21 protein-coding genes are annotated in these 25,328 nt (G+C 40.7%); 6 read left to right on the top strand and 15 right to left on the bottom strand.

Going from position 1 to position 25,328, the window contains the following annotated elements:
* Positions 1-40: 40 nt before the first annotated feature.
* The 9 genes from OCU77_RS08110 to OCU77_RS08070 all read right to left on the bottom strand — a co-directional run bounded on the left by OCU77_RS08110 (position 41) and on the right by OCU77_RS08070 (position 9,716).
* The gene (locus tag OCU77_RS08110) at positions 41-589 is read right to left on the bottom strand and encodes a hypothetical protein (protein WP_048901095.1); all 549 of its coding nucleotides are present in this window, start codon (positions 587-589) and stop codon (positions 41-43) included.
* 26 nt (positions 590-615) lie between these two features.
* Complete coding sequence (locus OCU77_RS08105; RefSeq protein WP_048901094.1) at positions 616-888, bottom strand: hypothetical protein; 273 nt, start codon at positions 886-888, stop codon at positions 616-618.
* A gap of 141 nt (positions 889-1,029) precedes the next feature.
* Positions 1,030-2,145: a DUF4238 domain-containing protein gene (locus OCU77_RS08100; RefSeq protein WP_107303181.1), complete on the bottom strand. Its 1,116-nt coding sequence runs from the start codon at positions 2,143-2,145 to the stop codon at positions 1,030-1,032.
* A gap of 995 nt (positions 2,146-3,140) precedes the next feature.
* Positions 3,141-4,868 (bottom strand): TniQ family protein, encoded by a 1,728-nt coding sequence (locus OCU77_RS08095; protein ID WP_107303182.1) that lies wholly within the window; start codon positions 4,866-4,868, stop codon positions 3,141-3,143.
* Positions 4,868-5,797 carry an ATP-binding protein gene (locus tag OCU77_RS08090; RefSeq protein WP_162845640.1) on the bottom strand — a complete coding sequence of 310 codons (930 nt, stop codon included), beginning with the start codon at positions 5,795-5,797 and terminating at the stop codon, positions 4,868-4,870. Before OCU77_RS08090 ends, OCU77_RS08095 begins: the two co-directional genes overlap by 1 nt.
* Positions 5,784-6,812: a hypothetical protein gene (locus OCU77_RS08085; RefSeq protein ID WP_244915190.1), complete on the bottom strand. Its 1,029-nt coding sequence runs from the start codon at positions 6,810-6,812 to the stop codon at positions 5,784-5,786. The genes OCU77_RS08090 and OCU77_RS08085 overlap by 14 nt, the downstream gene beginning before the upstream one ends.
* 116 nt (positions 6,813-6,928) lie before the next feature.
* Positions 6,929-8,116 (bottom strand): IS4 family transposase, encoded by a 1,188-nt coding sequence (locus OCU77_RS08080; RefSeq protein WP_261856001.1) that lies wholly within the window; start codon positions 8,114-8,116, stop codon positions 6,929-6,931.
* A gap of 72 nt (positions 8,117-8,188) precedes the next feature.
* Positions 8,189-9,058, bottom strand: coding sequence for a hypothetical protein (locus OCU77_RS08075; protein ID WP_261856000.1), 870 nt, complete (start codon positions 9,056-9,058; stop codon positions 8,189-8,191).
* Positions 9,051-9,716: a hypothetical protein gene (locus OCU77_RS08070; protein ID WP_261855999.1), complete on the bottom strand. Its 666-nt coding sequence runs from the start codon at positions 9,714-9,716 to the stop codon at positions 9,051-9,053. Before OCU77_RS08070 ends, OCU77_RS08075 begins: the two co-directional genes overlap by 8 nt.
* A gap of 707 nt (positions 9,717-10,423) precedes the next feature.
* On the opposite strand from OCU77_RS08070, the gene OCU77_RS08065 reads away from it, so the two are divergent.
* Positions 10,424-11,680 (top strand): coiled-coil domain-containing protein, encoded by a 1,257-nt coding sequence (locus OCU77_RS08065; protein WP_144414948.1) that lies wholly within the window; start codon positions 10,424-10,426, stop codon positions 11,678-11,680.
* Complete coding sequence (locus OCU77_RS08060; RefSeq protein ID WP_048901083.1) at positions 11,681-12,667, top strand: DUF6035 family protein; 987 nt, start codon at positions 11,681-11,683, stop codon at positions 12,665-12,667. It abuts the gene before it with no gap.
* Between the two features lie 147 nt (positions 12,668-12,814).
* On the opposite strand, the gene OCU77_RS08055 is transcribed toward OCU77_RS08060, so the two are convergent.
* The 6 genes from OCU77_RS08055 to OCU77_RS08030 all read right to left on the bottom strand — a co-directional run bounded on the left by OCU77_RS08055 (position 12,815) and on the right by OCU77_RS08030 (position 20,624).
* Complete coding sequence (locus OCU77_RS08055) at positions 12,815-13,513, bottom strand: arylamine N-acetyltransferase family protein (RefSeq protein WP_107303168.1); 699 nt, start codon at positions 13,511-13,513, stop codon at positions 12,815-12,817.
* Positions 13,510-14,946: an asparagine synthetase B family protein gene (locus tag OCU77_RS08050; RefSeq protein WP_048901080.1), complete on the bottom strand. Its 1,437-nt coding sequence runs from the start codon at positions 14,944-14,946 to the stop codon at positions 13,510-13,512. The genes OCU77_RS08055 and OCU77_RS08050 overlap by 4 nt, the downstream gene beginning before the upstream one ends.
* Positions 14,934-15,992: a GTP cyclohydrolase II RibA gene (gene ribA, locus OCU77_RS08045; RefSeq protein ID WP_083541053.1), complete on the bottom strand. Its 1,059-nt coding sequence runs from the start codon at positions 15,990-15,992 to the stop codon at positions 14,934-14,936. Before ribA ends, OCU77_RS08050 begins: the two co-directional genes overlap by 13 nt.
* A gap of 1 nt (position 15,993) precedes the next feature.
* Positions 15,994-19,347, bottom strand: a complete 3,354-nt coding sequence (locus OCU77_RS08040) for a glycosyltransferase family 2 protein (RefSeq protein WP_107303167.1) — start codon at positions 19,345-19,347, stop codon at positions 15,994-15,996.
* Between the two features lie 598 nt (positions 19,348-19,945).
* Positions 19,946-20,170, bottom strand: a complete 225-nt coding sequence (locus tag OCU77_RS08035) for a hypothetical protein (protein ID WP_107303166.1) — start codon at positions 20,168-20,170, stop codon at positions 19,946-19,948.
* Between the two features lie 49 nt (positions 20,171-20,219).
* Positions 20,220-20,624 (bottom strand): hypothetical protein, encoded by a 405-nt coding sequence (locus OCU77_RS08030; RefSeq protein ID WP_107303165.1) that lies wholly within the window; start codon positions 20,622-20,624, stop codon positions 20,220-20,222.
* Between the two features lie 89 nt (positions 20,625-20,713).
* Between OCU77_RS08030 and OCU77_RS08025 the strand changes: the two genes are divergently transcribed.
* The 4 genes from OCU77_RS08025 (at position 20,714) to OCU77_RS08010 (ending at position 25,287) form a co-directional block, all read left to right on the top strand.
* Positions 20,714-20,959, top strand: coding sequence for a hypothetical protein (locus OCU77_RS08025; RefSeq protein WP_107303164.1), 246 nt, complete (start codon positions 20,714-20,716; stop codon positions 20,957-20,959).
* Between the two features lie 68 nt (positions 20,960-21,027).
* A complete protein-coding gene (locus OCU77_RS08020) occupies positions 21,028-21,411 on the top strand; it encodes a hypothetical protein (protein WP_146156707.1) in 384 nt (127 codons plus the stop codon).
* A gap of 36 nt (positions 21,412-21,447) precedes the next feature.
* On the top strand, positions 21,448-23,745 hold the full coding sequence (locus OCU77_RS08015; RefSeq protein ID WP_244915189.1) for a TOTE conflict system archaeo-eukaryotic primase domain-containing protein: 2,298 nt from the start codon (positions 21,448-21,450) through the stop codon (positions 23,743-23,745).
* Between the two features lie 411 nt (positions 23,746-24,156).
* Entirely contained in the window at positions 24,157-25,287 is a 1,131-nt protein-coding gene (locus tag OCU77_RS08010; RefSeq protein ID WP_048901051.1) for a dsDNA nuclease domain-containing protein, read from the top strand.
* The last annotated feature ends 41 nt before the right edge of the window (positions 25,288-25,328 follow it).

Below are 25,328 nucleotides of genomic sequence, written 5' to 3'. Positions count from 1 at the left end.
CCAAAACCGCCGAGTGTTAAGCGTCACCTTAATGCCCTTGTTATGTGCTTGCTTTGCCAGGAAAAAGTTGATTTATAAAATCAGCACAAACACAAATATGATGATAAAAATCAGGTGTTAACATGGTAGAACCATGAGCCTGTGAGTTTCTTAAATCAGAAATAGTATGAACCATGCTCTTACACCAGTCATTCGAACTTGAAGGATCATTAATATGACGAAAACCACTGTCTTTAACCCAACCTTGCTTAACAGCTAAGTCCAATAGTTTTCGCAACATTAATGGCCTTTTCGCATTCTTGTTCACACCTTCTTTTTCTGCCTTCAATCTCAATGCATATTCAATAATTGTGTAAGATTTAAGCTGAACCTCTGGTACTAATGAATACAAAAAGTAGCTATAAAGCGCCATATTCCGAGCAACATTAAACTGGCTTTTAATATCAGCAGGAACTTCAGAGTTTAAATGTATTTCACCTAAAGCTGAGTGAATCTTCTTCAAATCAGGTATAGTACCTGTAAGTTGAGCCAGAGAAAGGTATCTATTATCAATTTTAGTAAGCTCACTATATTTTTTGAATTCTTCCATAATTACACCGACATATTGAACTTAAGTTAAATCCGATTCCGTTCTTTTCTAAATAATTTAAAAACCAAACACCAAGATGAAACTAGAAAAAACAATGCAGCCTTATCATACCTATGGCCAAGTTTATGAACGAATAATTCTCTTAACACGCCAAATTGAATATTATCATTAGCATTTTCTATGAAATACCATCCAAGACTATGAGTTATAGTAAAAGCTACTACCCCCAATAAAAAAGCAACTTGCATTCTAGTTGAATTCACAAAAACTATTAAGAATTCCACTACCCAGTTCTTCATTCAAGCACCTCCTTTTTACCTGATTGAATAGCACATAACGACCTGCGATAAGGTGCCCCACGCAAAACCAACAAAGCGCACCGAACTCCATACCAAACCCGCCGAGTGTAACGGGTCACCTTGATTGCTTTGTTAAACGATTTATAACAGATGAGCTAGTATCTCGTTTTTTAAATCCATGAGTTCAACATCATTATAATTTTGTGCTGCATCTATTACACTACACATTTGTTCTTTACTATTACAAAATGAATACCGACTCGACTGTAAATGACTAACAACTGATACTTTAAAGCAAAAATCTTCAACATCATCTATTATAGGCTTCTGCCTACTGGCTAAAAGTATATACTTTGATGACCATACAAAAACAAATGGAGCCTTCATATTCAGGCCTAAGCTATTATCAAAAATAAATGGATAATCAGAACTCAACATGTTATTTTTAGGGCTCTTAACTACATAAAAACTCAAATCACCACTAACATCACTTAAATAAGAAGAAAATATTGGATATATTAAATTCCTGTAAATGATTTTTAAGTTTTTATTTTGACCGCAATCAATAACACTGCTAATATCCGAAACTAATGGCTTAACATTCGACTCTAGCAATGAATTGAATTCATTATCAAAACCAGAAACTTCTTTTTCAAAACATTGGGTCACTTCATTAAGTTTAAACTTAAGGTCAAAATTCAAATCATTCTTTTCTAACCTCCAGAATGACGTTGATATAAAGAATGAAATCAACTTTATTGCTTCAGGTATTTCTTTTAGTGCCGAAACATCTGTTGAGCTCAACATAAACTTGACATCAAACGTTGAGCGAGGTTCATATATATATATAAAAGGCCTATATTCCATCACTCTCGTAAAGTAGCTCTTAGGCAACTTCTTTTCCATGAAAAAAAACAAGTGTTCATTCAGTGCGATCTTATCGTAACAGCATGCTCTTAACAGCCTAATTGATTCGAATCTCTTTACTAGAAAAAAATTTTCAACAGCTAAAATTAATTTTGAAAAAATCCCTTCCAACTCACTTAGCGAATATTCAACCCAGTATGATTTTTCGCCATCAAGTTCTAAAGTGTTTCTATGCTTTTCACAACAAATATTGCCTGTATCCATTGGAATAATATTTTTATTAAACAATTTATCAAAACTATACACCTTATATTTTCGTTTTTTCTTTTGAAAGCCAAACTTATTAATGTAAAATTTTGGCAAATAATGATGATTAATTGGGTCGACCATTTTTCCTCTTTCGTAGCTTATCGTTTAACATTTTCTTCTACGAATTGAATTCGTATATCCCCACCAAATCCGCAGATATACCCGCAAGATATACGATCTGTGTTCGTATATATCTCTCCAAAGATCACCCAAGCCGCATACAACAAGTTCAATAATGAAGAGCATTAAGTACGCTACCGCCCTCGGGTACGTCCCCGCATGCGTAGTAATAAAATGCAGGCGGTATAATACCAACTGATTGGATATGTAACTTGACGAAAGTCTAATTAACCAGGTATTAACTACCAACTTATAAGACAACAAGAGCTAAATGCGCAATTTTTAAGCGCCACCTGGCAGACAGGTGTTCACCACATTGAAATCTATCGGCTATGTAAGGCTAAGCAGGAAGGAAAATCGCGCACTTAACTCATGTTCTGCATCGGGGATCTAATTTGATTAGGTTCTAACCACCAGCAGTGACAAACCCTCACGTAATAACGGCCAATATTCACTTTATACAGTTCTCTTTGCTGGCGTGTGTAATTCAAGCTCCTAGACTCTCACTTTTCAGGTTTCCACTACCTAAATTAGACAAGCTGATTTGCATCAAAATGCTCATTAAGTAATAAAACGATTAAAAACAGTAGGATAAGAAGAAAATCAGAATCTCATTTAGCTATACAGAATCCCAAATGAGGCTGGTGTCATGTCCAATATTTAATGAGATTTGGGGTATTTGAAAATCAATAAGTTAGGAAGATTTGTCCAACTTTAAATTGTACAAAATCCGACAATTTGCGAGATTATCAGAAGAAATCCAGTAATTCGTGGGATTTCTGCCAGATATCCTAGAAAGTAAAGAAGAGTGATGGCGCTGTCTGGAAAGCCATATTAATAATTAATATAGCAGATTCTATGATGATATTAATATAAAAATAAACCCTGTTTGAAATCGCAAAGTTTCAAGATTTCAGACAAAAAAAAGCACCTGATAAATCAGGTGCTCTTAACTTTTAAAACTCACTTTTTCGCCTTCGCTTCCTACCCTTATAGTTCTGGGCCAACTCATCATATCTATCAAGTAGTACTTGTTCTGCACTCTTAGGATATATCTCAAAAGAGTTGCAATGCTCTTCATTGACCCTCACTAGGGGTTCGACCTTAGCCCGCTTCAATGCACACAGACACTTAGTCTTACTCTTGCTATGTGAGTATGCCCACTTATTTAAAATCAGGTAGTTATCATGAAGTTCTTTTAAAGCAGATGTTGGAATATCTTCTTTTGCTCTTAAGACATCAAAACCCATAACCTTTTGTACAAAAACACTTTTTAACGCGGCCCTGACATTGGGCATCTGAGTCCCAAAGAAACCTGGCAGAAACGTTACTGGAACCGTTTGATATTCATAAATGTCACATTCTGTGTACTGTTCACAAAAAGCTTCTTTGTGTACATACAATCGTTCAATAACTGTTCCTTTTTGATTTGACAGCAACTGTGTAGGGAAATCACAGTTAAATATATCCACTAACACGCTGCCTTCATGCAGCCCAGAGATGAACTTACACGCTACCGGTACAAACTCTTCATATGCCACATATCCTGCTTCAACGTTATCAACCCGAATCAGTTTTGAAAACTGGCGTGCAACTGCCTCTAAACAATAAAGCGCATCTTTCTTAGCTGCCTTAGGATTGATCTGGATAAAGACCCCAGCCTGTCTTAACTGTTCAAAATCTTTCGGTTTTATCCCAAGAAAATTCATTAGTTGGGTGGCCTTTACAAGGCCTCTTGTAGAGTCACCTTCACACAAGAATGCAAAACGCTTCGTACTTTTGATGATGTCAAATTCGCGCGAGTCACTTTCAAATACCGGTGCATCCAATTTGCCATCACTAGCATTATCATTAGCCAAGGCTAATGCTGTAGCCTCACGGTACAGCGTCAGAGGTAGTTCTTCACCCATTACCTGGTTCACCTCATGCCAACGGCGATTCAGAGCCTCTTTTAGTGTCTGCCTAGCAGTATAACTATGAAGCAAATTCCAGGCCTTTTGCATCAACGCCATCACTTCTACGACACGCATGTCCCTCACTCGGATATCCGAGGTGAATAAATCCAACGGCCGAACAGCAACCATGCTCATCCCCAATAACGATTGAAGTAACTCTCTAGACTGAGCTCCTTGAAATACTTCCTTCTGCCATACAGGCACAGTCATTACCTGTACAGGCCCATCTGACATATGAGAGCCACAGTCATGGCAACGTCCATTCAAACAAAAGTCCAGTTCAAGGCCATTTCCACAATGTGGACAGCAATCAATCATCTGCTCATTATGTTTCGTACATACACAATACATCGCATGCTGCCATGCCTGACGGTGATACGGAGCCTCAGACAAGCAACTAAGGCAAGCCCGAACTGTGCGTACCTTCATTTCACTCGTCCCTATCACACTGGGTATCCATAGATCTTTCATGGATGGTGTTCTTAGGATTTCCAACAGCGCTTGTTCGCTGACGTTAAGCACTTTGCTTAACGCCGTATACATCATTGACTCTGACGCCGAACCAGGCGTAAACCACGTGCTCGGCCCAAACCCCAAGTGCTTAACTAATGTCTTGTATTTGCAGGCATTAACGTTAGCCAGGCGTAACAGGAAGCTTTTGAGACTTTCTCCAAGCATTGGCGGACGGCGAACTGCCAGAGAGTGCTCATCACGTGCACCAAACTCCATCAGATCACGCCCCTCATCAGTTTCTTATTCAACTGCTGACTAGTTGCCAGGAAAGGATTAAACCCTAGCTGCGTTTCCCTCAGCTTGAAATAACTCGAAAAAGCATCGGCAAAGATCTCTTTGCTTAGCTCCGTACAATCACGCTTTTGAGCCACATGAATAGCTTCGGTTATAAGCTTTTTAAGTAAGGCCATACTACCGCTTGTCGCGAGAAATAGTCGCTCCAACATCTTGCCTTCAAACACGACAGATGATGGTAATGGTGAGCGCTTCATCAACTTATCAACAAAATACTTGTAATATTCCGTATCCTGCTGGGTATCGATAGAAAAGCTTGGGATCCGATATAAGTTATAAAGACGGTGAAACTGCCCATCAACTTGCAACACATGCTCGACGGACTCTGTACCAGCAATAACTATCGGGATGAGTGTTTCTTTCATAAACCCCTTATAAAACATTGCCGTTTTAAAGGCTTTCTCGCCCGTATATCCCTCAAACAAGTCTTGAAATTCATCAATAATAATCATCAACACGCCTCGTCCTTGCATAAGAATACGAAGCCGTATTCTCATATCTTCCGAGGTACCCTTGGTCGGCTCAATATCACCAAGCTCATATAGCAGCGCGCTAAAAAATGACTTAGGTGTCGTGACATTTTTGGCCGTAATAACGACAACGGGCAATTCATCAGAATTGAGCGGAACCTGGCTGTTAACCTCGTCACGAAAAGCCCGACATAGCGTACTCTTACCAACACCGGTGGGGCCGCTAATCGCCACAGACTCAAAGTCATCAGTGCCTGAAAAGCCAATGGCCTTAACCAGACACTCTTTGGCTAATTTATAGTGCGGATGCTCAACTTTTGTCGCTTTAAAACCTAACTGAACATCATTACGATATTTGGCTAAAACACTACTCTTCATCATCCCACAGCCCCTTACTAAAACCAGTAAAATTGTCATCATCTACGTCAGCACCTAAATAAGGCTTATGCGATGACTCATCATTTAACTGCAGTTCCATAAGATCGTGCAGCTCATCAAGTTTGGCTGGCTTATTCGTATTCTTAGCAGCCTTTGCCTTTTGTCGATCACGTTTCGCCTTAGCATCTTTGGCTTTTTTGCGCTCAACACTATCCGCTGTCATTCCCGCATAATTAACCACAGGCCCAGTAACACCAGCGGGAATTGTTCCGTTAAAGCTTTTCGTCTCAGCCAATGTCATACCAGCAACCACCCTTGGGTGGACGCATTTGACGTGAATCAAGTCTTGAGTAATAGGATCAACAACCGCAACATGAGACATATCTGCATGCGTCGCTAGTAGTTCTACCTTTGGGTTATTCTTATCCGAACGTTTCTTAATTTTTGAATAAAGATCTCGAAGTTCTTTACAGTTGAACCGAAGATTTTCGTACTGAACACCTTTAAAAGGATCCAATGTTGCTACCTTCAAACGCGGGTATAGCATACGAATAACCTGAGCCTGTTCAGGAAAACTAATTCCGCTGTACGCTGCCTTTTTCTCCCAAGTGTCAAATGGTGTCGCCCCATTAAGGCTTTTATGTGGTGTATGGTGGTAGTCATTTACGATAAAGTGATACAAGCAATTTTTAAACTCATTGACCGTTAACGTTGCCGTTCTTTTTAGTGTCTGATCGGGCTCTAATTCTTCAGTCTTTCGCCCTGAAGACATATAGCCAGGCATCGTTTGTAAAAAGCGGGTACGTAATGTTCGAAAGAAGCGTTCGATAAACGGCTTCTTCCATGGTCGCCTAACTTGGGTGGTTTGGCGCGACACATCTAGAAAGGACAGTAATAAAGTAAATGCTTTTGATACATATCCAGCACCTGCATCAGCGATAATTTGTGCGGGTTTCCCACACATAGGCCACCCTTTACGAAATTGCTCAGGAATGGCCTCATTATCGGTTTTAGGCAATATGGCACTTCGCAAGCAATCAACGATATGCTCGGTACTTTCACCTTTTCGCCCAACTTCTAGGGATATACCTAAGATCGCGCGACTGTATACATCCTGGCGGATCCCCACATAATTTACGCACGATAATTGTTCCTTGCCATTAGAATTAGGGTGGATTGCGCCCAGCGTATTGCTGGTTCATTGATGTGATATTCCAGCCGTCGGAAGACCTCTTTTCCTAGCCTAACAAATGATAAAACGCGTCGGTCTTTTACTGAATTTGCCTGAAAGTGGCGGTGCCAACCGTTATGTTCTGCAATTATTCCAAACCACCAATAGACCATAAAAGCGAGCAGACCAATGAGCAGTAAAATTTCGAAGCGCTTAGGGTCATGAGTGCGGCTTTGGCGTAAGCCAAAACCATATTGTGGACTTTTTAAGTCTCGGAATGTTTCTTCAATTTGCATGCGTTTGGTATAGAGCCTGACGATACATCGAGATGAAAATATATTGGTTGGGATATTAGTCGCCAGCAGCCAAGGCTCTAGTGCTGACTTTTTATGGACTGCCTGGGCGGAGAAGTGTTCTCGACCTTTTGGCCTGTCTTTACGCTTTTTAGGTGTTTGTTTTTTATAGAGATGAAGATGACATTGCAATGGGTTTCGCTTGGCTAGCTGTGTGAATCCGACATATTTAGGTTTGCTATTCGCTTGATTAAACAACTGCTTGATGTGTTGCCATTGGTTTTTTATTAAGACGTTTACATCTCCTCTTACGCGTCCAAGATAACACCAACCCATGTCATTAACTTGTCTAAACCATGTATTACGAAAGCCAGCATCAGTCACGATGATAGGGGTGACATGCGAGGGTAAAACAGCTTTAAAGTTATCGAGAAACTGTTGATGACTACGTGGAGAGTTGTAGTTTTTGAAAGTAAAAGTTTGCTCGAAAAGCGTAACAGAACGACCATCTACAGCAATAGATGCTCTTAGTACCATGAGTCGTTCGTATTCGCGGATATCAGCCCAATCGACTAAGACAATGGGCTGTGTATTAACCGAACAAAATTGATGACAGTGCCACCGATAAATATCGAGTCTGTCGTGGTGCAGGTGATTATTACCTAATAAACGGTCAACTCGCTTAATACAGTGTTTCGTTTTGGCCTTTGAAGGAAGAGAGCGCCCAAGCAAAGTAAGCGTAAGTGCATCATTGCTAAGCAATGATTGCACCGAGTCCATGAGTGATTTTAGTCTCTTTTTGTGAATGTTAGGGCATTGATTTTCCAGCGACTCGTGTAGAATTTGAATATCACGCATCTTGCTTTCAATCTTTTGTGTTTGTGGTGAATTCATTAGATCAGAAGGTAAGGTGCGTGTCTACTTATTGAACTACAAAGGTATTTTGTGGGGATTCGTAAGGTATACATCAATAGCAACAGTTAAAATAGCGGGGCCAAGATAATTACCATCGTCATCATACAAACCAATATTGATATAAGCAGAATCAATTTCTACCCGCTCTAAAATGGAGGTAACAAGGTATTGATCAATGGCTAAACGATCATGTTTGTTCGCTGCTGATTGACCCTTTGTTGCAGCAATGACCTCCCCCTCTTCTAAGTAGGCGTAAACCTCCTTATAAAAAGTTGAACGACACGGAAAGTTGCTAATATTATTATGCTTCCACCCAGACTCAAGTTCCTTATAAATAGTACTAAGGAACTTGTTATTTCGTTTCAAATAATCTAAGTGTAAAGCATCATAGATATCATCTAAGCGGCTTAGTGGCACACGACTTTTACGATTCGGCCCCGTTTTTCGAGGAGCAAACGCCATTATGTGTGACCCTGCTGTTTTATAACCCTTAACCCAGCGGGCAAGTGTAGATTTAGACGGGGGACTTAAATCGCCGATTTGGGATGGGATCACCGCCAACATATCGTCATATGCATCTTGCGATGTAGGCTCTCCTGATGAATGAGCCAGAACGTGATCAACATACGATCGCTTGCGTTCCAGTTCCGCATATTCACGTTCGGTCAGCATCTCCTTTGTTGGTATCAGAGTCTCAGTATTTAAGATTTTGAGGCTACCATTACAGAACATCTGCTGAATATAGCTCGTTTCAAATACGTTGCTAATTTTTGCTTCTTCAAATTTTATGAGTGTCTCTTCATGGCAAATATGTTTAATAAACCCTTTCTTACCTAAGATTTCAATTCGTTGGTTTTTTTTGAACATACCGTAGCTATCACGCATTTAGAATCAACTCCATATGGTCATTGAATGGAGTCTGCAAATCACACAAAACCTCACGATGGGCAATAGCATAGTAAAGAGATGCGATATTTATACGTTGCTCGCCTATCCAACGAAAAAGCTCACCGAACAGACAATTAGAACCAAATACGGCACGCGCCTCTGAAAGCCACGTTAGATCGTGAGGGTAACTACGATGGCGATATAGTTGCCAAAGGTTTGCTATATAGAGTCTGTTTGATGTGAGTTCATCTGTAACAACACGAAAGTTGATACCTTTGCGAAATAAACGGCACTCGACTTCACGTAATCGTTTGATCACCTGAGGTTTATCCAGCTCAGAGGCTGGTTTCACTTCTTCTATGTATTCTTTTCCATCACTCTCACGAGTGATGGCATCAGGTGTATAACGAAAATCACCAAAATCGATAGTGAAAGGTTGCGTCAAACGTTTTACAACTCGCGGATCGAAATCTTTGACGAGGCAAACCTCTGCTTCAAGTGTGCTTTCACAAAGCTGGGCTTTAGGATGTTTGATACTTGGGAATGATGTGATCGCTTTGACTTTGTCATAGCGATAAATTCGATGAATAAGGTAGTTATCAATGAAGTGATTCTCGTTTAGATAACTATCTTTTAGGTGATTTTTTTCAAGCATGAAAAACCCTCTCTGTTTATAGATACAGAGAAGATTAGCTGCAAAATCAATATATAACAAGCGCATTTTTAGCACTTACGATTATGTTAGTACTAACATAATCTAAAATCAAGCTTTTTTTTCACTCAATATTTTAAAGTGAATCAAAGAGATATCGCATTAATATTGGCATAACTAACATCAAAACCTTACTAAAACATGAACTTAAAAAATTCACTTAACCAATAAAATTTGATCAATTTCAAGTATCTAGACATCAACTCGACCATCAAAATTAGTCAACAAAGCTCATAACACTTCCTTTGTGAACCAGCTTTCTGGTATTCAAAAATATTATTAACAAGTCACCCCTCTTCTTCAGCGATGGCTATTGTAAAGTAATAAGTTCCTATCTCATTCCCCTAATTATGAGAAACTTCAGGGCTCACAGATTAGCGCTGATGACTAAACTTCTGAGGGCATCAAGATGCACTTGCACGCCTTTAATCTCATATGAACGTCCTGTGTCCGGTGATGAGCAAACATATAATAACCAACCTATTATGTTGTTTTTCAAGATAGCCTCATCTATTTACAGCTAGGTTCAAACTTTTGGCTACAAATCTACACATGAGAGGTCTATTGCATATAATCAACCTTTAGGTATACATTCGTTTTGGTGAAGTTGAATGCTTTTTAGCTCTCACAGAATTGGACTCAGATTCTGTATGGATAGTGATAGTCGTTTTATAGATTCGCGGACATCCGAAGATTTAAATGCAATATGCCGCACTTGTAGCACCCCTGTTATAAGGCATTCTCCTAACCAGTTTTTTCAACATGCAGACAACCAATGTGAAGGCGCACTCTTTTCCGAATTACTTGAAAGGCTCTGTTCAATCTTTATTGATATTGGGCATATTTCATTGCCTATAACATTCGATAACAGTGAGAGCACAGCACAAGGTGTGATAGCCGCAGAAGTGAAGTATGAACACAGCATGATGCCTATTCTGGCGTTGACATTGACAGGCGGGCAGCTCATCTATCTCAGTTTGCGAACCGAAGATTATGCACTAAGTCACCATCAACTTATGGCTCTTCGGGAATCGTTTCAAAGTGTCATTGAAATGGATATATCAACACTGACTCTTCCTTCCTCAGGTCTTACTGCCTATCTTCGTACTCAAGTTGTAAGTGAATCATTCGTCAATCGATGCGCATGGCTGGCATTGTCACCACTTGCTCCCCTAACTCGTACTATTGCAGCGTTAGAAGCTAACTCGCTTTCTAAGCAAAAAACGCAAGCGGAAAAGGAGCTATCATCTGTACAAAAGCACTTGCAAGAAGCCCAAACAGAACTCAGATTTTCAGCGGATATTTTAGATCAGGTTGCTCTTTATGAATCTGCAGAGGCTTTGAAAAATGAACGTACTCACTTAATCCAGCAAGTAAACAACCTGTCTGAAAAAAAACGTCAGCTCGAGTCACAAATTAAAAATGGCGCTCATAGTCACGAGGCTACTCAATTAGCGAGTCAGGTTGAAGTGTTAAGAGAGCAATTTCGCTCTGGTCGTCGGCATGTCCGCGAAATAGAAAGCGAGATCGACTTTGCGAGAAAAAACCTAAACCGTGTAGAAAACCAAGCTATTGAGAAGCGCCAAGAACTCGAGTCACTCGATAAAAAGCTATCTGAAGTGAATTGGATGAAAGGTTTTCTGAGTCATATCGATATGACATTTGAAGATTTTAAGTCCGTTACCGAGAAAGTTGATCATGCCTTTAATCAACTCGCTACTCTTGAAAAACGGATAAGGAGTAAAAATTCCACCTTAGTTGATTTAGATGAACAGCTGATTAGTAAGAATCAAATGTTAAGTGAAGCGAAGAACACCGCTGATTTCTACTCAAAACAGAAGTTTGCACTCTTTCGTGAAGTTAATCAGCTAAGAGAACAACTCGCTGAAGTTAAAAATGGTGATTAAATGAAGGCTCATCACGATAGACTCATTACCAAAGTCTACGATCCTATCGTGCGCGATTTTATTAATGTCGCGAGGCAATTAGACGGTATTGATGAAGGTGAATTCTTCCGACGTCGCAGACAGATAGAAGAAGGCACTCGCACCTATCTTTGCTCAGTCTGTTACCAGCCTCTCGTACTTCGAGGAACTCCTTCTCGTGTGATTTATCACTACAGCCATCGCCTATCAAGTGAAGACTGCCCATTGCAAGAAAAATACAAGCTAAAGGCCGAAGAAGTTCTAGCCATGAAGTTTAACGGGCAGAAGGAAGGTGCACCCCACAGAAACGCAAAAGCATTCATCTATGATGCAATTGTTGCTGATACCCATAAGTGTTTTTCTGAAGCCAGAATGGAACCGACTTTTCGAGATAAGAACCCTAATAATGTAATGACTAAAGCATGGCGGAGGCCCGATGTATCAGCTCTGTATACTGTCGATGGTAAAACGCGAAACGTAGTTTTTGAACTTCAAATGAGTTCAACTTTCATCAGTGTTATTGTCGCCCGTGAAGAGTTTTACCAGCGTAATAACACTTTTGTTATTTGGGTTCTTCTTGAGTTTGATGGTCAAAGGTACACAGACCTTGATATCGCATATGGGAACAGGGTTAACGTTTTTGTTTTGAGTGATGATGCAAAAAACTTAACATACGAAACTGGCGAACTTTGGTTTGAGGTACACTGGCGAGAACCCGAACTTGTTGGTGATGAAATTCAGTACGATTGGAAGAGCGAATTAATTCCCTTCTCTAAGCTAATTTTCCACGATTACTATATGAAAGCATACTTCAATGATGTAGAGACAAAAGAAGGTGAACTCAAAGCCAAGCTACAAGATAAAAAACGCGATCATTATGAGGAGTATTGCTCTTTCTGTCGAGAATCAACACCAAGCAAACATGTTGCAAACTACAAACTATGTTCGAATTGTATGTCGCCCAAGTAGCTCACCTCATTAGTAATTTCTTACTCCATATATTGCTAATACAGGAGTATATTTACCTTTAGGACAACCTCTAGTATCACGAGCAATCAGAGGTTGACGCACTGAAAGTTGCTTAGGGAAGAAGACCAAAAATGAAACTTTATGATCTCATACTTTGGTTCTAGCATGTTTTCTATAGCCGACGTGAGACTCTAGTAGTTTAATATCATAGCCAAAATATTCCATTACCACGTTTTGTAGATCGCTTATACTGATGTTGGGGACTTCCTCGTAGCCACTGCTACTGTATATCTCTAACTGGGTACCACGAATAAATAAAAATCGCTGGCCAACGATCATTGAAAATCGCAACTGGTTGCTAAATGGGTAGGTAATGTTGGTGGAAAAGCGGTTTGCTATTCCTTGCCGGATTTCTGCCTCTGGTTTTGCTGCAATATCTATTTCCATTTGTTGCTTTTCTACGCCACGTTTAAGGTGGTAAATCGTGATCACACCATTTTCTATTTCAGTCCTATAGCGCATTCCGTAGCACTCATACACAATGGGGGTTGCTGCTGGGAAGAGTTGAATGGATGGCCATCCATTGCCGATATCGGCAAAGTAACGCTGATTACCAATCTCAAGCCTTACCAACCGGTGAATATCTTGCCCGCCAATGCGAGCAGAATGCAAGTGTGCATCAAATCCTGCTACTTTGGCTGCCTCTAAGTAGCTTAGTGTTTTGTCCGAGCAGGTGCCACCATATGCCGTTGTGCTAGGTTGCACATTGTTGAGTAGATAGAGGTTATGAAATGGTTCTTGCTTGAATTTGTCGAGCAGTATCTTTTGGGCTAATTGTACTGTCATCTGTGAGTTGCCCCGCGTTTAGCAATGGCAGTATCAAACGTTGGGTAGCTAAAAAAGTAAGTGTTGTCGGCATCGTGTGTAAATGTCCGTTTCCAAATTTTCTTAAGCTCGGCTATTTCCGTATTGCCGTTGCGGGTTAAATAGTCCACCACCAACTTGCGTATGCCACTGCCTACATCGAATGAGGTTTTTTTGCGGGTAGCGATTTCGACTGGCAATAGATCCCCAAAGGTATTCCTAAGTGCCACTTTATTGTGGCCAGGTAAATAGAACTCTTTGTGCTCCAAAGTATCAGCGATACACTTCACCACACGATCTAAATATGGGCAACGAGCTTCAATACTATGCGCCATACTGCATTTATCTAGCCGACGAAGTTCGGTAAAGCGCATGTCGATTATCAGGTTAGTACGGGTTGCTTGCCATTCTTGTTCTGATAGCTGATCGTGGTAGCCAGCAAATAGCTCATCCGCCCCCTCACCGGTTAGTACTACCTTTAAACCTTCCTTCTGCGCAGCTTCAGCTAATAAATAAGTTGCCAAGCCATTACTTATTACCGATGGGTTATAGCTTTCAGTTGCGTAAAGCACTTTAGCAATCAATGAGGGTAGCTCTTGCTCTGTTGGTAACGGAATATAGCGAACTTGGCTTAACCCTAAATGCTTAACGAGTCTGTTAACCATCGCGATATCGGAACTCTCTGGGCCGCCAAGTGCAAAATAAGTGATATCCTTGCAGTGCTGATTAGCTAGTGCTGCAATAATTGAACTATCCAAGCCGCCACTCAAGAAAACACCAAACTGCTGTTTGGGCAAGCGTTTTATGACTGCTTGTTCCATTGCAACAGCCAGACTAACCGCTTCCTTGGCTAGCGGTTGGTGCTCTGCTAATTGCGTTAATTTTCCTGTAGTTAACTCTAACTGACTTATACCTAATGGTACTTGCTCAAACCACTCGATGTTATGTAACGCTTTGAGCTCACTTACAACAAATATGTTACCGTTGGCTTGACCATAAAATAACGGTTTTTTGCCTATGTGATCGCGTAATAAGTAAAGAGTGTGGACGCTAGGTTGATAGATGACGCCTGAATAAAAACCGTCTAACTCTGACAGCACTTGGTTACCTAATTGAGCAAATAGCGGTGCAATAACATGTGTATCACATTGACTATTCAGCACTAGGTGATGTTGTTTAACAAGTGCATCAGCATTGTAGATTTCGCCGTTAAATGCCCCTATCAATTCACCAGCTTTATATGGTTGACGACCTGCGATGGTTCCATCGTTGATCGCCAAGCGTACAAAGCCTATAGCTAATTGACCGCTGACCCAACAGTGTTGGTCATCAGGCCCTCGATGAAAAAGCCGATCTAGGGTCGCTGACATGCTTTGTTCTGCGGTGTCACCATAAAGTAACGCTATTCCGCACATAGTTGTGTCTCTTTATTATCTCGTAACTGGCTGCGCAATTGCACTAACAACGCACCTAATCGGTTTAAGCCAGTGCCATCTTCTGCGTCGCCCCAGTAGCTGTCATTACGTGTATGTTCGGCTATATTACGTTGCTGTGTTGATAACAATAACTCTTTAAGCTCAGGGTGCTGAGTAAATTTAGCTGCAAGCGCTTGCCACATCACCTTTTCTTTCACGTTGTGCCAGTTAGGTTGGAGATGTTGTGATTCCAGCTGGTTGGCTATTTGTTTGGCTAACATCGGGCTCGCAGCAGAGCGAACACGCTCTTGTAGTGCAGGATCACTAAACTTTTGAGCTTGATAAAAATGCTCAGTTGTACGCCAAATTTTGTTATATAGATAAACGGCATGTTGCGAGAAGTTGGAAAACTCCCCCCAGGTTTGGTCAGAATGATAAAAGTGAATTGAGCTGGTATTATCATGTTCGAGGCCCAAAGGCAGATAGTGGCCCAGTTTGTCATTTTTACTCTGCAAGTAGTCGGCGTTTTCGTGGCGTACTTGTGGGTGAGTATTAACGACTTCTACCGCGATACCTGCTTGTTCCAGTGCACGTCGTTTTCGAGGATTATTTGACACTAATCGCACTTGTTCTATCGCTATTTTTTTTAGCACTTTGATAGCTGGCGCGTAGTCGCGAATGTCTTGTTCTAAGCCCATCGCTTGAAATGATTCAACGGTATCTAGTGCCTCGGTTTGCATTTTATATACCGCTTGAATCTTCTTCGAGAGACCTTGCCCGCGCCCTTCTTGATGCAAATGAAAAATGATACCGCTTCCATCGTGTGCCATGACTTTCATGGCTTCGCGCAATTGGTCTGCGCAGTCGCAGTCTCGTGCTTCAAATACCTCTGAGGCTAAGCAAGAGGAATGCAATCGCACTATTGGCTTACTGCCTAGTTTGTTAATATCGCCAAAAGTGACCACTCGTAGCAATTCATTCCCAGTATCGTACATTCTAAATGTGCCATGTGGTGTTGGGAGTTCGCAGTAATTTTTATAAGGCATTTTATTCTATTATCTCAACAATTTTCTGGTGTGCTTTTGCAAAGCGGGTACTTTGCGGCTCAATTTGATTTAAAAACTCGTAAATATGGCGCTCGTTCATTTGCTTAACCTGAGCTTCTAGTTTGGAAATCGTGGCTGGGTTAAAGGATCGAATCAGGTATTCACATAGCTCGGTGAGTTCTGGAAACTTAGACAATGCTTGTGCCAAACCATTAATTCGATAAAAGCTATTTTTTAAACGAACGAGACGAATGTTGCGTGCTACTTTGGTAGCTTGCCAAACTTTGATAATTTCGGCAGAAGTAAAAACCAGATTATGCTGTTCTTTTGTAAGCAAAAAATCCTGCAGACCAGCGTACAGTGCCGAGCCCATGATTTCATCCTGTACCTTATCCAAGTCCAGCACTTGCTTGTTTTGCACGCGCCCCGTATGTTGCACCGGAAATGGTGCGCTTTTAATACTTAGCCCATGGTGATGCTTATTGACCATCGCCCAGACCATGTCTGAACGGCGCGCTTCACGCCCGTTAATTTTAGGAATTAGGTTGGGTGTTTGTGTTAACGCCTTTGGGTTTATTACAAAGGTATTGCCACCACGATTGACAGTGTCTTTTGCTGTCGCCAATGGGTCTACAGAGCATGCCGGGATGATACTACGAGTGAGCGGGAAGCCCGTGACCACCAATGGCGCATAAGCAAACAAACGGGCGCGCGCTTCCGCTACAGTTTCGCCTTTGTAGGCGGGCTCGAGCCAAAATGGAACTTCAATATGAGCCGAATGTTTACGCGATAAATCGTAGTAATAATCAGGGTATTTATTTCGAAGTATTGTGTTTTCGCCGCTGCGGTCAGGCAGCTCGATATTGCTTGGTAGTTTATCTAGCCAGCGTATGTTATGCAGCAGGTCTTGCAGCTGACCACGTAGGCCATTTAATGGAGGATTAGGTGAGGAGCCTTCATATTGCCCAATAACAACATCAACGCCCGCTTGCTTAAACCTTGGTAGCCAAGCGAGGTACTGCTTCGCACGCGCATCTAAGCGCATGTCGTCATCAAGAATCCAAGCAATGCTATCTGGATTCGCTTCGCATTTTAGTCCAACGTACTTTTGCAGCATACTTCGTGCATGTGCGATGCCGACCTGGCCTCGAGGGCGGCTAGCTAAGTCTGAGCCAAATAAGCCACTTTCAGCATCTTCTACTTGTCGTGCTTCGCTGATTATTCGAACATTGCCCAGTGGTCGCTTGCTATACTCAAGAACAGCTTTCAGAGAGCTAGCCGAGCAACCGTTGCACAGTACGATGGTGTTTACCTTGGATAAAAAACCATACTTCGCAAGTTCGGCAATGCTGTTAAGCAATGGCAATAGTTTATGGGCATCACCAGTAATCACGCCGATAGTTAGTGCAAAAGGTGCTGGCGGCTCTGATGGCAAAGTCAGGGGCAAACGGGCTTGCTGTTCTAGCTTCAGGTTACAGTCAATACCGCTTAATCGTTGACGAAATACTTGATAGCCCTGCATCTCCGGCAGATTTGTGGTTTGCAGCGATTGACGCATTAAATACTTTAGACGTGGGTGACCCGCATGATAAATAGTTAGATAAGCACGCCGCGCCATGTGTTCAAAACCCAGTTCATTCCATGGGCGAATATCTGAGCCATAATCAATCAACTTCACTTCATCTTGAGTTTTTATCAGGTTTTTAGGATGAATGTTATTGCATACAATGCCCGCTTTACTGCAGCTATACAGCAAATTAATCACTTGCTCGCAGTCACCACCTTGGTAGGCTTTACTCACCTCATAGGGATAAGTCAGCACTAAGGTTTTGCCATCAGAAATGATTTCATCGAGGGCATATAAACCAGGTAGATCACGCCATTGTGAACACTCCTTTTGTAAAAACTTAATTTGCTCAGCAGGTAGACGTGTTTTCCAGTAATCAATGCACTTAAAAACGCGTTTACCATCGGTCATTACAATGGCTTCAGAGCCAATACCAAGTAGTTGTAGATCACTGGTACTAAATAACTTATTAATACGAGCATGGGCTGCGTCAGTGCGACACTGTTTTATTTTTTGAATTAGTTCTCTTTGCTGCTTTGTGAACTGCTCATTAAGGCTGTCGTTGCACAACTGGCGAGCACCTAATTCTGTCAGTATTGCTGAAATGACATTTTCGCTTTTTCCGGATGGTTGCTCTTGAGGTTGCCAGCCTCTTAATACCCATGCACTATGGCCAATGTTCTCTTTGGCGACAAATGCAGTAGCTATTTCAATACATGTTTGTTGAGCACATAAGTTGTAGCAAGTAATTCCCTGTTGTCCCACAAATTCAAGAAACGTACGCAAATCATTCAAATTCAAATCTTGAGTTGCAGTCAACACAAGGTTAAAGCCAACTAGATACTGTTGGCCTACTTGGTGAATTCTCTCTATAGCTTGGCTTAGCTGACAAAACGAGGTACTTCCTAATTCAATGCCGAGTGTTAACCCGATTTGAAGTGCCGACTTTGATGCTGTTTGCGGTGCTGTTTCTGGTTGCCATTTAAACAGAAGCAGTGCGCGTTCAAGGAATGCTTCACGCTGCGCGTCATTCATGCGCCCATGATATTTCTGCCAAAACGCTGCCAAACCCTTTTTCTTGGCTGGTGAGTTTGGTGTACTAAGCCTTTGGCGATCACTATCTGCATAGTGATTTAACAATGGTTCATTTATGCAATGGTAGCGAATCACTCCTAATTCACAGAGACGTATGCATAGATCGCGATCAGTGCAGCTTGAGAGATGTTCGTCAAAACCGCCAGCCATCAGCATGACATCGAGTGATAAGAATAGGTTAGAGCCTTGAATTCCCGGGTTGCCCCGCAAGAATAGGTCTTCATTTAATGACTTAGGTGGTAAGCACTCTATAGGCTGCAGGCCATTACTTTCATAACGGTAGAATCCAGCGGCCACCATATTGCAGTGATTTGCACTTGATACCGCTAAGCATCTTTCTAAATAGCTGGAATGCCATTCATCATCGTCATCAAGGAATGCTAAAAACAGCGAATCATTGCTCTTTATTTGCTGGCTGCTCAGGTAATCTATTGCCGTATTCCACGCACCACTGGCACCACGAGTTCGCTGATTCCTCAGGTATTGAATATGATAATCACTTGATGAAAGGGAATCGACAACCAACCTATTTTGTTGTTGAGCTTGCTCTGGAGAGTCATCTACAACAATTAAATATTTTGGTAATCGGGACTGCTTTAAGACTGAGTACAGTGCTCGTTGTTTTAATAGGTTGGGTCTATTTTTGGTCGCAATAATTACTGCTACTTGCGCGGTATTCAAACCATATTCCATTACGTCTTAACACCTAGTTAACGCTCTACATTATAATGACCAAACTAGCTTTCAAGTTCCTAGTTTTGGCCGTTCAAAAATTAAGCTCTAAAGTATCTCAAGCATTGACTCCACCTTGATGGATTCAGCACCTTGTTTATTTTAGTGGTTGATATAGTCGTAAACTAAAACTACTACGCTATGATCTGCTTAAGTTCGACCAGCCACGTCATGTTTTAAGCTAACAAAAAATACACTCATCCACGGAGTGACATTAATATGTATTACATATTAACATAATTTCTTTACAATCAAAATCTTAACTAAATCCGAGCAACTCTTTCCGGTATTTCAAGAGTCTCTGTCAATTTAAAAAATAAGTATTTACATGGCAGTCTCTTAGACGCGCTACCAAATCTGTCGTCATGCGTTTATCTATATCCCAACCTACTACTCCACGGAAAACACAGGCACTCTGGTGATTCTATGCAGATGCTCCACTTTTTCACTTGAGATCCTACGTATATAACAGTCCGCCTGAAAGACCTTAGGAAACGTATCTAAAGCTCAGTGACAAGATCTGGCTTAAGTAAATACTTTAAGATGCATTGGGAAACTGTTAATTAGAAATACTCACCTTAATAGAAAATTTACCCCGCACAATATAAGTGACAGCTATCACTCCAACAGCATTAAAGAAGCTCAAATCAGGTAAGGTGGAATGAATACTGGACACCAAGCCATTCCATACAACAACGAGAATGATTGAATTAAGAACGATATTGATGCTCATAACGAGTAGGCTTGTCATACCAAATACAATCAATGCTTCTTTAATTTTCATTTTTGCCTCACTTCACATTGAGTTCGAACATATAAAACAGTGAACGCTTTCACCCCTCCGCTCGTCGCAATCCTTCTAAGCACTTCACCTGCTTCAACAGCTGTAGCCAAAATTCATCAATAGTTTCACGTGCATCATCGTCATTAACGAAAGAATACGAGAACTGAACCTTCGACGGTTTAAATCTATCGCTGCAGGTTTGGTGTACACACAATTGAAATGCACATTGGAGGCTAAACAAGTCCGATTGCTTGGGGAGCGAATACATAACCCTTCGAACCTCTTCATCCCGATAAAAGGCGACAGATAGAGCTAACAGACGAAAGCTATACCAATGTGTAATGAGCTGACTTTGGCTGACATAAAGCCCGTACTCATGCACCACCAGCGTTAAATCGAAACCAGTAGGTACTCTTAGTTCATGCTCAAGATTTAAAATATTGGGTATATCCATACTAGCCCTCCATCAATTTGCTATTTTTCAAATCGGAGCAATACTGTATATAAACACAGTATAGAGCTAATTTCTGAGGTTGGAGTCAAATGGCTAGATATCACAACCACCAAATCAAATTAACACCAAGATATATTGAGGCGATTCACGAACTGTTAGAAGCCGAACTCGAGATGATGCAAGAGCAAGATAAAGACTATAGCGACTGCTGGTCTTGGGGCATCTGCACCATCGGCAATTTTTCAAAACCAAACCATCTTTATCTTACATTTGGTGATGAAGAATCGAGGCCCAAGGGTATGTGCCAGGATACCTGTGTTCGGGAAGGCGATTAACAGCACCAATCTAAGGTAACTCTAGATAATCTAACCCAATACGGCCGCAAATTAAGCGAGGCTCTCACATGAAACATATAGTGCTAAACCGAATTAAAACCCCTGACAACACAATCTTGATTAGCCGACATCGTCACGATTATGTCACTTACGTTGATAAGAATGGAGAGACCTATATGGTGGACGGGGGTACGGATGAGCTACGACGCAACGTTAATACTGAGCCATTTGAGGAGCTATCCATCTACTCTGATGCGCCTCATTATGAAGTTAGGCAAGGTTTCTTTTGGGGAACACGAGGTAAAAACGGTAATCAACCTGTCGAATTCAAGCCTCTAAAAAATCTTGATACCGATCATATTGAGGCCATTATTCAGACACAAAAAAATCAGCCTCGCTGGAGAATTGAAATATTCAAAGCGGAATTGGCATTTCGCAAGAAAAGCAGTTAAACATGGTAACCAAGTTAAAAATTTGAGGTGCCTCAATTGCCTGATATTACTAATCGAGACCATCTGTCATCAGAACTTGAGGCGATCAACATTCGTCTGCGGCAACTTGATGCTGAAAAGCAAAAACTATTAGCTCATAAACAAGAGTTGTTAAAACAACAAAATCTACCGCCACCAACCCCTTCAATGACTCCTGAACAAAAGATCGCAATTTTTGCCGGCCTGTTTAAAGGAAGAGCTGATATTTATGCGATACGATGGGAAAACGGAGTATGTGCAAAACCCAAGGTGAAGTGTGGAGAATGTCCAAACCAGCAATTTAAGCCCATCACCAATCAAACACTTTACGATCATCTCTCCGGAAAAATAGTCGTAGGACTTTACCCTCTTTGTAAAGACAGTCGCTCTCATCTCCTTGCTATCGATTTTGATAAGTCCGATTGGCAAGAGTCCATTCAGGCAACATCTAAAGCATGTTTAGCTTATGATATTCCTCATGCCATTGAGATTTCCCGCTCAGGAAATGGCGCACATTTGTGGGTATTTTTCTCTGAACCCATATCGGCAAAAACGATCCGCCGACTTGGCTTCTTGATACTCGATAAAGCCATGGAAATTCAACCATCGCTTTCTTTTGATTCTTACGACAGATTGTTTCCAAACCAAGATGTGATGCCTGAAGGAGGGTTTGGTAACCTGATAGCACTCCCTCTACAACTAAAATCCAGAAACCATGGCTTCAGCGTGTTTGTGGATGAAAATTTGAACCCCCAACTCGATCAGTGGGACTTCTTATCAAAAATCAGACGTTTTTCACAACAGCAAGTACTCAAACTCGTGGAGTCATACCAATCAACCACTAAGGAAATATTTGAACTAACTGAACCATGGGACACAAATAAACCTATTGCCCATAGCTTGATTCCTAACTGCCCTGACTCCATAGAAGTGACATTAGCAAATCATATTTATATACCAACTGAACCATTACCTTCCCCGGTAATCGCCAACCTAAAACGAGTCGCGAGCTTTTCAAATCCAACATTCTTTAAAACACAAGCAATGCGATTTTCTACACATGGTATCCCTCGCTATATCAGTTGTGCTCATATTGAAAAAGGCTATTTGTCCCTTCCTAGGGGGTGCTTTGATGAAGTTCGATCCCTTCTAGATAGCCAAAAAATCAATGTTATCTTCAATGAAAAAAGAACCGTCGGACAGCCACTAGACCACATCAAATTCCTAGGCTCACTCAGAGAAGAGCAGCAAGCTGCCGTCGATGCCATGGCATCTCATGATACTGGTATTTTGCACGCACCAACGGCTTTCGGAAAAACGGTGGCCGCAATTGGTTTAATCGCAAAACGAAAAGTAAATACACTCATTTTAACCCACAGCAGACAACTGCTAGACCAATGGAAAGATCGTATCCTCTCATTTACATCAGGTATTGATGTCGGCGTGTATGGCGGAGGTAAGAAAAAACCAACAGGACAGATCGATATTGCGACCTATCAAAGTCTTATTAACAAACGTGATAACTCCATATCAGAACTAACCCACCAATATGGCCAAGTGATCATCGACGAATGTCACCACATTTCAGCGCCAAGATATGAGATGGTTATCAATGAAGTAAATGCTAAATATGTACATGGACTAACAGCTACACCAGATAGGCAAGATGGACATCAAAAGATCATGTTTATGCTAGCTGGCCCAGTAAGGCATAAGGTCATTTCAAGCCATAGCAATTCCTTTACTCAAACCGTCCACATAAAACATGTACACAACCAACCACCGCTTGAGCTCAGTGATATAGAAAAACGACCTCACATCGCTTCCGTCTATCACTGGATTATGGAGAATCATGAGAGAAACCAACAGATCATAAATGATGTGACTGCAGCAATTAAATCTGGTCGCAACCCACTACTTCTGACAGAACGAAGGGAGCATGCCAAATTACTATTAAAACTATTAGAGGCCCAAAAATTAAGCGCTGTAGTGCTTCGAGGAGCGATGAAAGCCAAAGAGCGAGAAGACGCAAATAAGAAATTACAAGATGCTCAAGTAATCGTCGCAACAGGTAAATACATAGGTGAAGGCTTCGACCTTCCTCGCCTCGATACATTATTTCTCACAATGCCAATTTCCTGGCGAGGATCACTTGCCCAATATGCAGGCCGTATTCATCGGCAATCAGATGGTAAACACGACACTATTATCTATGATTACGTGGATATCAAGTTACCAATGCTACAAAGAATGTTTGATAAAAGAGCCAAAAGCTACAAAACCATGGGATATCAGATTGCCAGTCCAAAAGAGTAAAAGCACTTCTATCACCAGGCAAGGCTTAGCTTAGATCCAGAGATACAATTTCTCCCAAACGAACCAGAGGAAAGTCCACCTCGTTCTTCCCCCATACCTTGCCAACACAATGGATATGTACATGATTGTTTCGCTGAATGCGCAAAAAATGTTCAATACCATACAGCGCTAAACTATCACTTTTGGTGCGTTGACTACCTTTTTTTCCTCAAACCTTACGGCATGTTTTTGCAGCCACACTTTTTGTGTGAACTGTAACAAATTTACACATCGAAATTTGTATGCTTTTCTGTACACAAAGAGCTAAAATGTTCGACAAAATACGATATGCAGCTGAAACTAGTGTTTTACTAAGCCAAATCAGCTATTTAACGTGATAGGTATAAAATATACTATGTTGTGGATAAAACAATGGTTGATATAACTGAAAGTGGCGTTGTAATCAATTTTGCTCAGGAGGATAAAGAAAATGAAGACTCTGGAGCACAAACGTTTGCAAAGTACTGGTATCAGTATAATTGGGCTTTGCTACATATTCTGAATAACTGTATCAGTACTAATGAGTGCGCTATTACGATGGAAACTCATGAAGATGTCATGTTCATCAATGATACTAACTTTTCGAATGCGTCTTTAGATTTATTTCAAGTTAAAGAACGTTCTAAAACAGGACGATTGACAGCAAATAAAATTTGTTCAGGAAGCAAAGACAAACCTTCTGTTATATCAAAGATGATTTCTCACATTAACAAGAAAAGAATCTCTGAACGAATTAACAGAATTGCTCTTGTATCTTCCACTGGATACAATTTTGATTTGGCTAATCCAGAAGATAGTATTGATAAAAAAGACTACATAAGTTTCGACCACCTTTCAGAATCTGTTAAAGATGAGATAAAGAAAGCAGTAATTCGTGATCTGGAAATTTCTGAGATCCCTTCTTTTATTCAATTTATTAATGGAATAAAAACAACATCATTAGATGAAAGTTCCATGATGATTGTTGGAAAAATTGCCACTTATATTGACTCTTTAGATCCAAACTTATCTTCAAAACCAAAGTTGATTTATGATGCCATCGCAACTGAATTGGTTAAGATAGGTTGTGATACTACCCGGTACAATAAATGGGAAGACTTTTTAAAGCATAAAACAATATCGAACACTCAAATTAATAAAATTATTGATCGTCGCTCTATAAACCCAGGTGTAAATGATTTTGAAAGTATATGGAACACATTATTTAATTATTTTAATCATGAACACGAATATAACAAGTTAAACTTTAAGGGAAAAGTTGAATTTAAAAATCGACTAAAAAAATATTTTTCATTAAGAATTTCAAACAAAGCGCTAATTTTTGATGCTTTTAATCAGAAAGTTAAATCAGTCTTTTCAGAATGTTCTGATGACTCATTATTTGGTACTGTAAATAACATAGCCAATAATATAAGTTCAACAGATGATTTTGAAGGTATCTTTGACAGTGACGACTTTACTATTGTAGATGCGATTTTTTGTGAAATTTGTGAGTGTATATGAATGAACAAAGAAAATATCAATTACTTATCAGAAATCTTAGG

Origin of the sequence: Photobacterium swingsii, assembly GCF_024346715.1 — a bacterium.
Classification (GTDB): domain Bacteria; phylum Pseudomonadota; class Gammaproteobacteria; order Enterobacterales; family Vibrionaceae; genus Photobacterium; species Photobacterium swingsii.
The sequence above is the reverse complement of the archived record's forward strand: the minus strand, read 5'-3'. Positions and strand labels throughout refer to the sequence as shown.

Coding starts and splice junctions, on each gene's coding strand:
- OCU77_RS08060 (WP_048901083.1), top strand. CDS start 11,681: ATGAAGGCTCATCACGATAGACTCATTACCAAAGTCTACGATCCTATC.
- OCU77_RS08050 (WP_048901080.1), bottom strand. CDS start 14,946: ATGTGCGGAATAGCGTTACTTTATGGTGACACCGCAGAACAAAGCATG.
- OCU77_RS08105 (WP_048901094.1), bottom strand. CDS start 888: ATGAAGAACTGGGTAGTGGAATTCTTAATAGTTTTTGTGAATTCAACT.
- OCU77_RS08070 (WP_261855999.1), bottom strand. CDS start 9,716: ATGCTTGAAAAAAATCACCTAAAAGATAGTTATCTAAACGAGAATCAC.
- OCU77_RS08020 (WP_146156707.1), top strand. CDS start 21,028: ATGAAACATATAGTGCTAAACCGAATTAAAACCCCTGACAACACAATC.
- OCU77_RS08035 (WP_107303166.1), bottom strand. CDS start 20,170: ATGAAAATTAAAGAAGCATTGATTGTATTTGGTATGACAAGCCTACTC.
- OCU77_RS08100 (WP_107303181.1), bottom strand. CDS start 2,145: ATGGTCGACCCAATTAATCATCATTATTTGCCAAAATTTTACATTAAT.
- OCU77_RS08040 (WP_107303167.1), bottom strand. CDS start 19,347: ATGGAATATGGTTTGAATACCGCGCAAGTAGCAGTAATTATTGCGACC.
- ribA (WP_083541053.1), bottom strand. CDS start 15,992: ATGCCTTATAAAAATTACTGCGAACTCCCAACACCACATGGCACATTT.
- OCU77_RS08055 (WP_107303168.1), bottom strand. CDS start 13,513: ATGACAGTACAATTAGCCCAAAAGATACTGCTCGACAAATTCAAGCAA.
- OCU77_RS08090 (WP_162845640.1), bottom strand. CDS start 5,797: ATGATGAAGAGTAGTGTTTTAGCCAAATATCGTAATGATGTTCAGTTA.
- OCU77_RS08030 (WP_107303165.1), bottom strand. CDS start 20,624: ATGGATATACCCAATATTTTAAATCTTGAGCATGAACTAAGAGTACCT.
- OCU77_RS08075 (WP_261856000.1), bottom strand. CDS start 9,058: ATGCGTGATAGCTACGGTATGTTCAAAAAAAACCAACGAATTGAAATC.
- OCU77_RS08025 (WP_107303164.1), top strand. CDS start 20,714: ATGGCTAGATATCACAACCACCAAATCAAATTAACACCAAGATATATT.
- OCU77_RS08080 (WP_261856001.1), bottom strand. CDS start 8,116: ATGCGTGATATTCAAATTCTACACGAGTCGCTGGAAAATCAATGCCCT.
- OCU77_RS08095 (WP_107303182.1), bottom strand. CDS start 4,868: ATGGAGTTTGGTGCACGTGATGAGCACTCTCTGGCAGTTCGCCGTCCG.
- OCU77_RS08010 (WP_048901051.1), top strand. CDS start 24,157: ATGGTTGATATAACTGAAAGTGGCGTTGTAATCAATTTTGCTCAGGAG.
- OCU77_RS08110 (WP_048901095.1), bottom strand. CDS start 589: ATGGAAGAATTCAAAAAATATAGTGAGCTTACTAAAATTGATAATAGA.
- OCU77_RS08065 (WP_144414948.1), top strand. CDS start 10,424: ATGGATAGTGATAGTCGTTTTATAGATTCGCGGACATCCGAAGATTTA.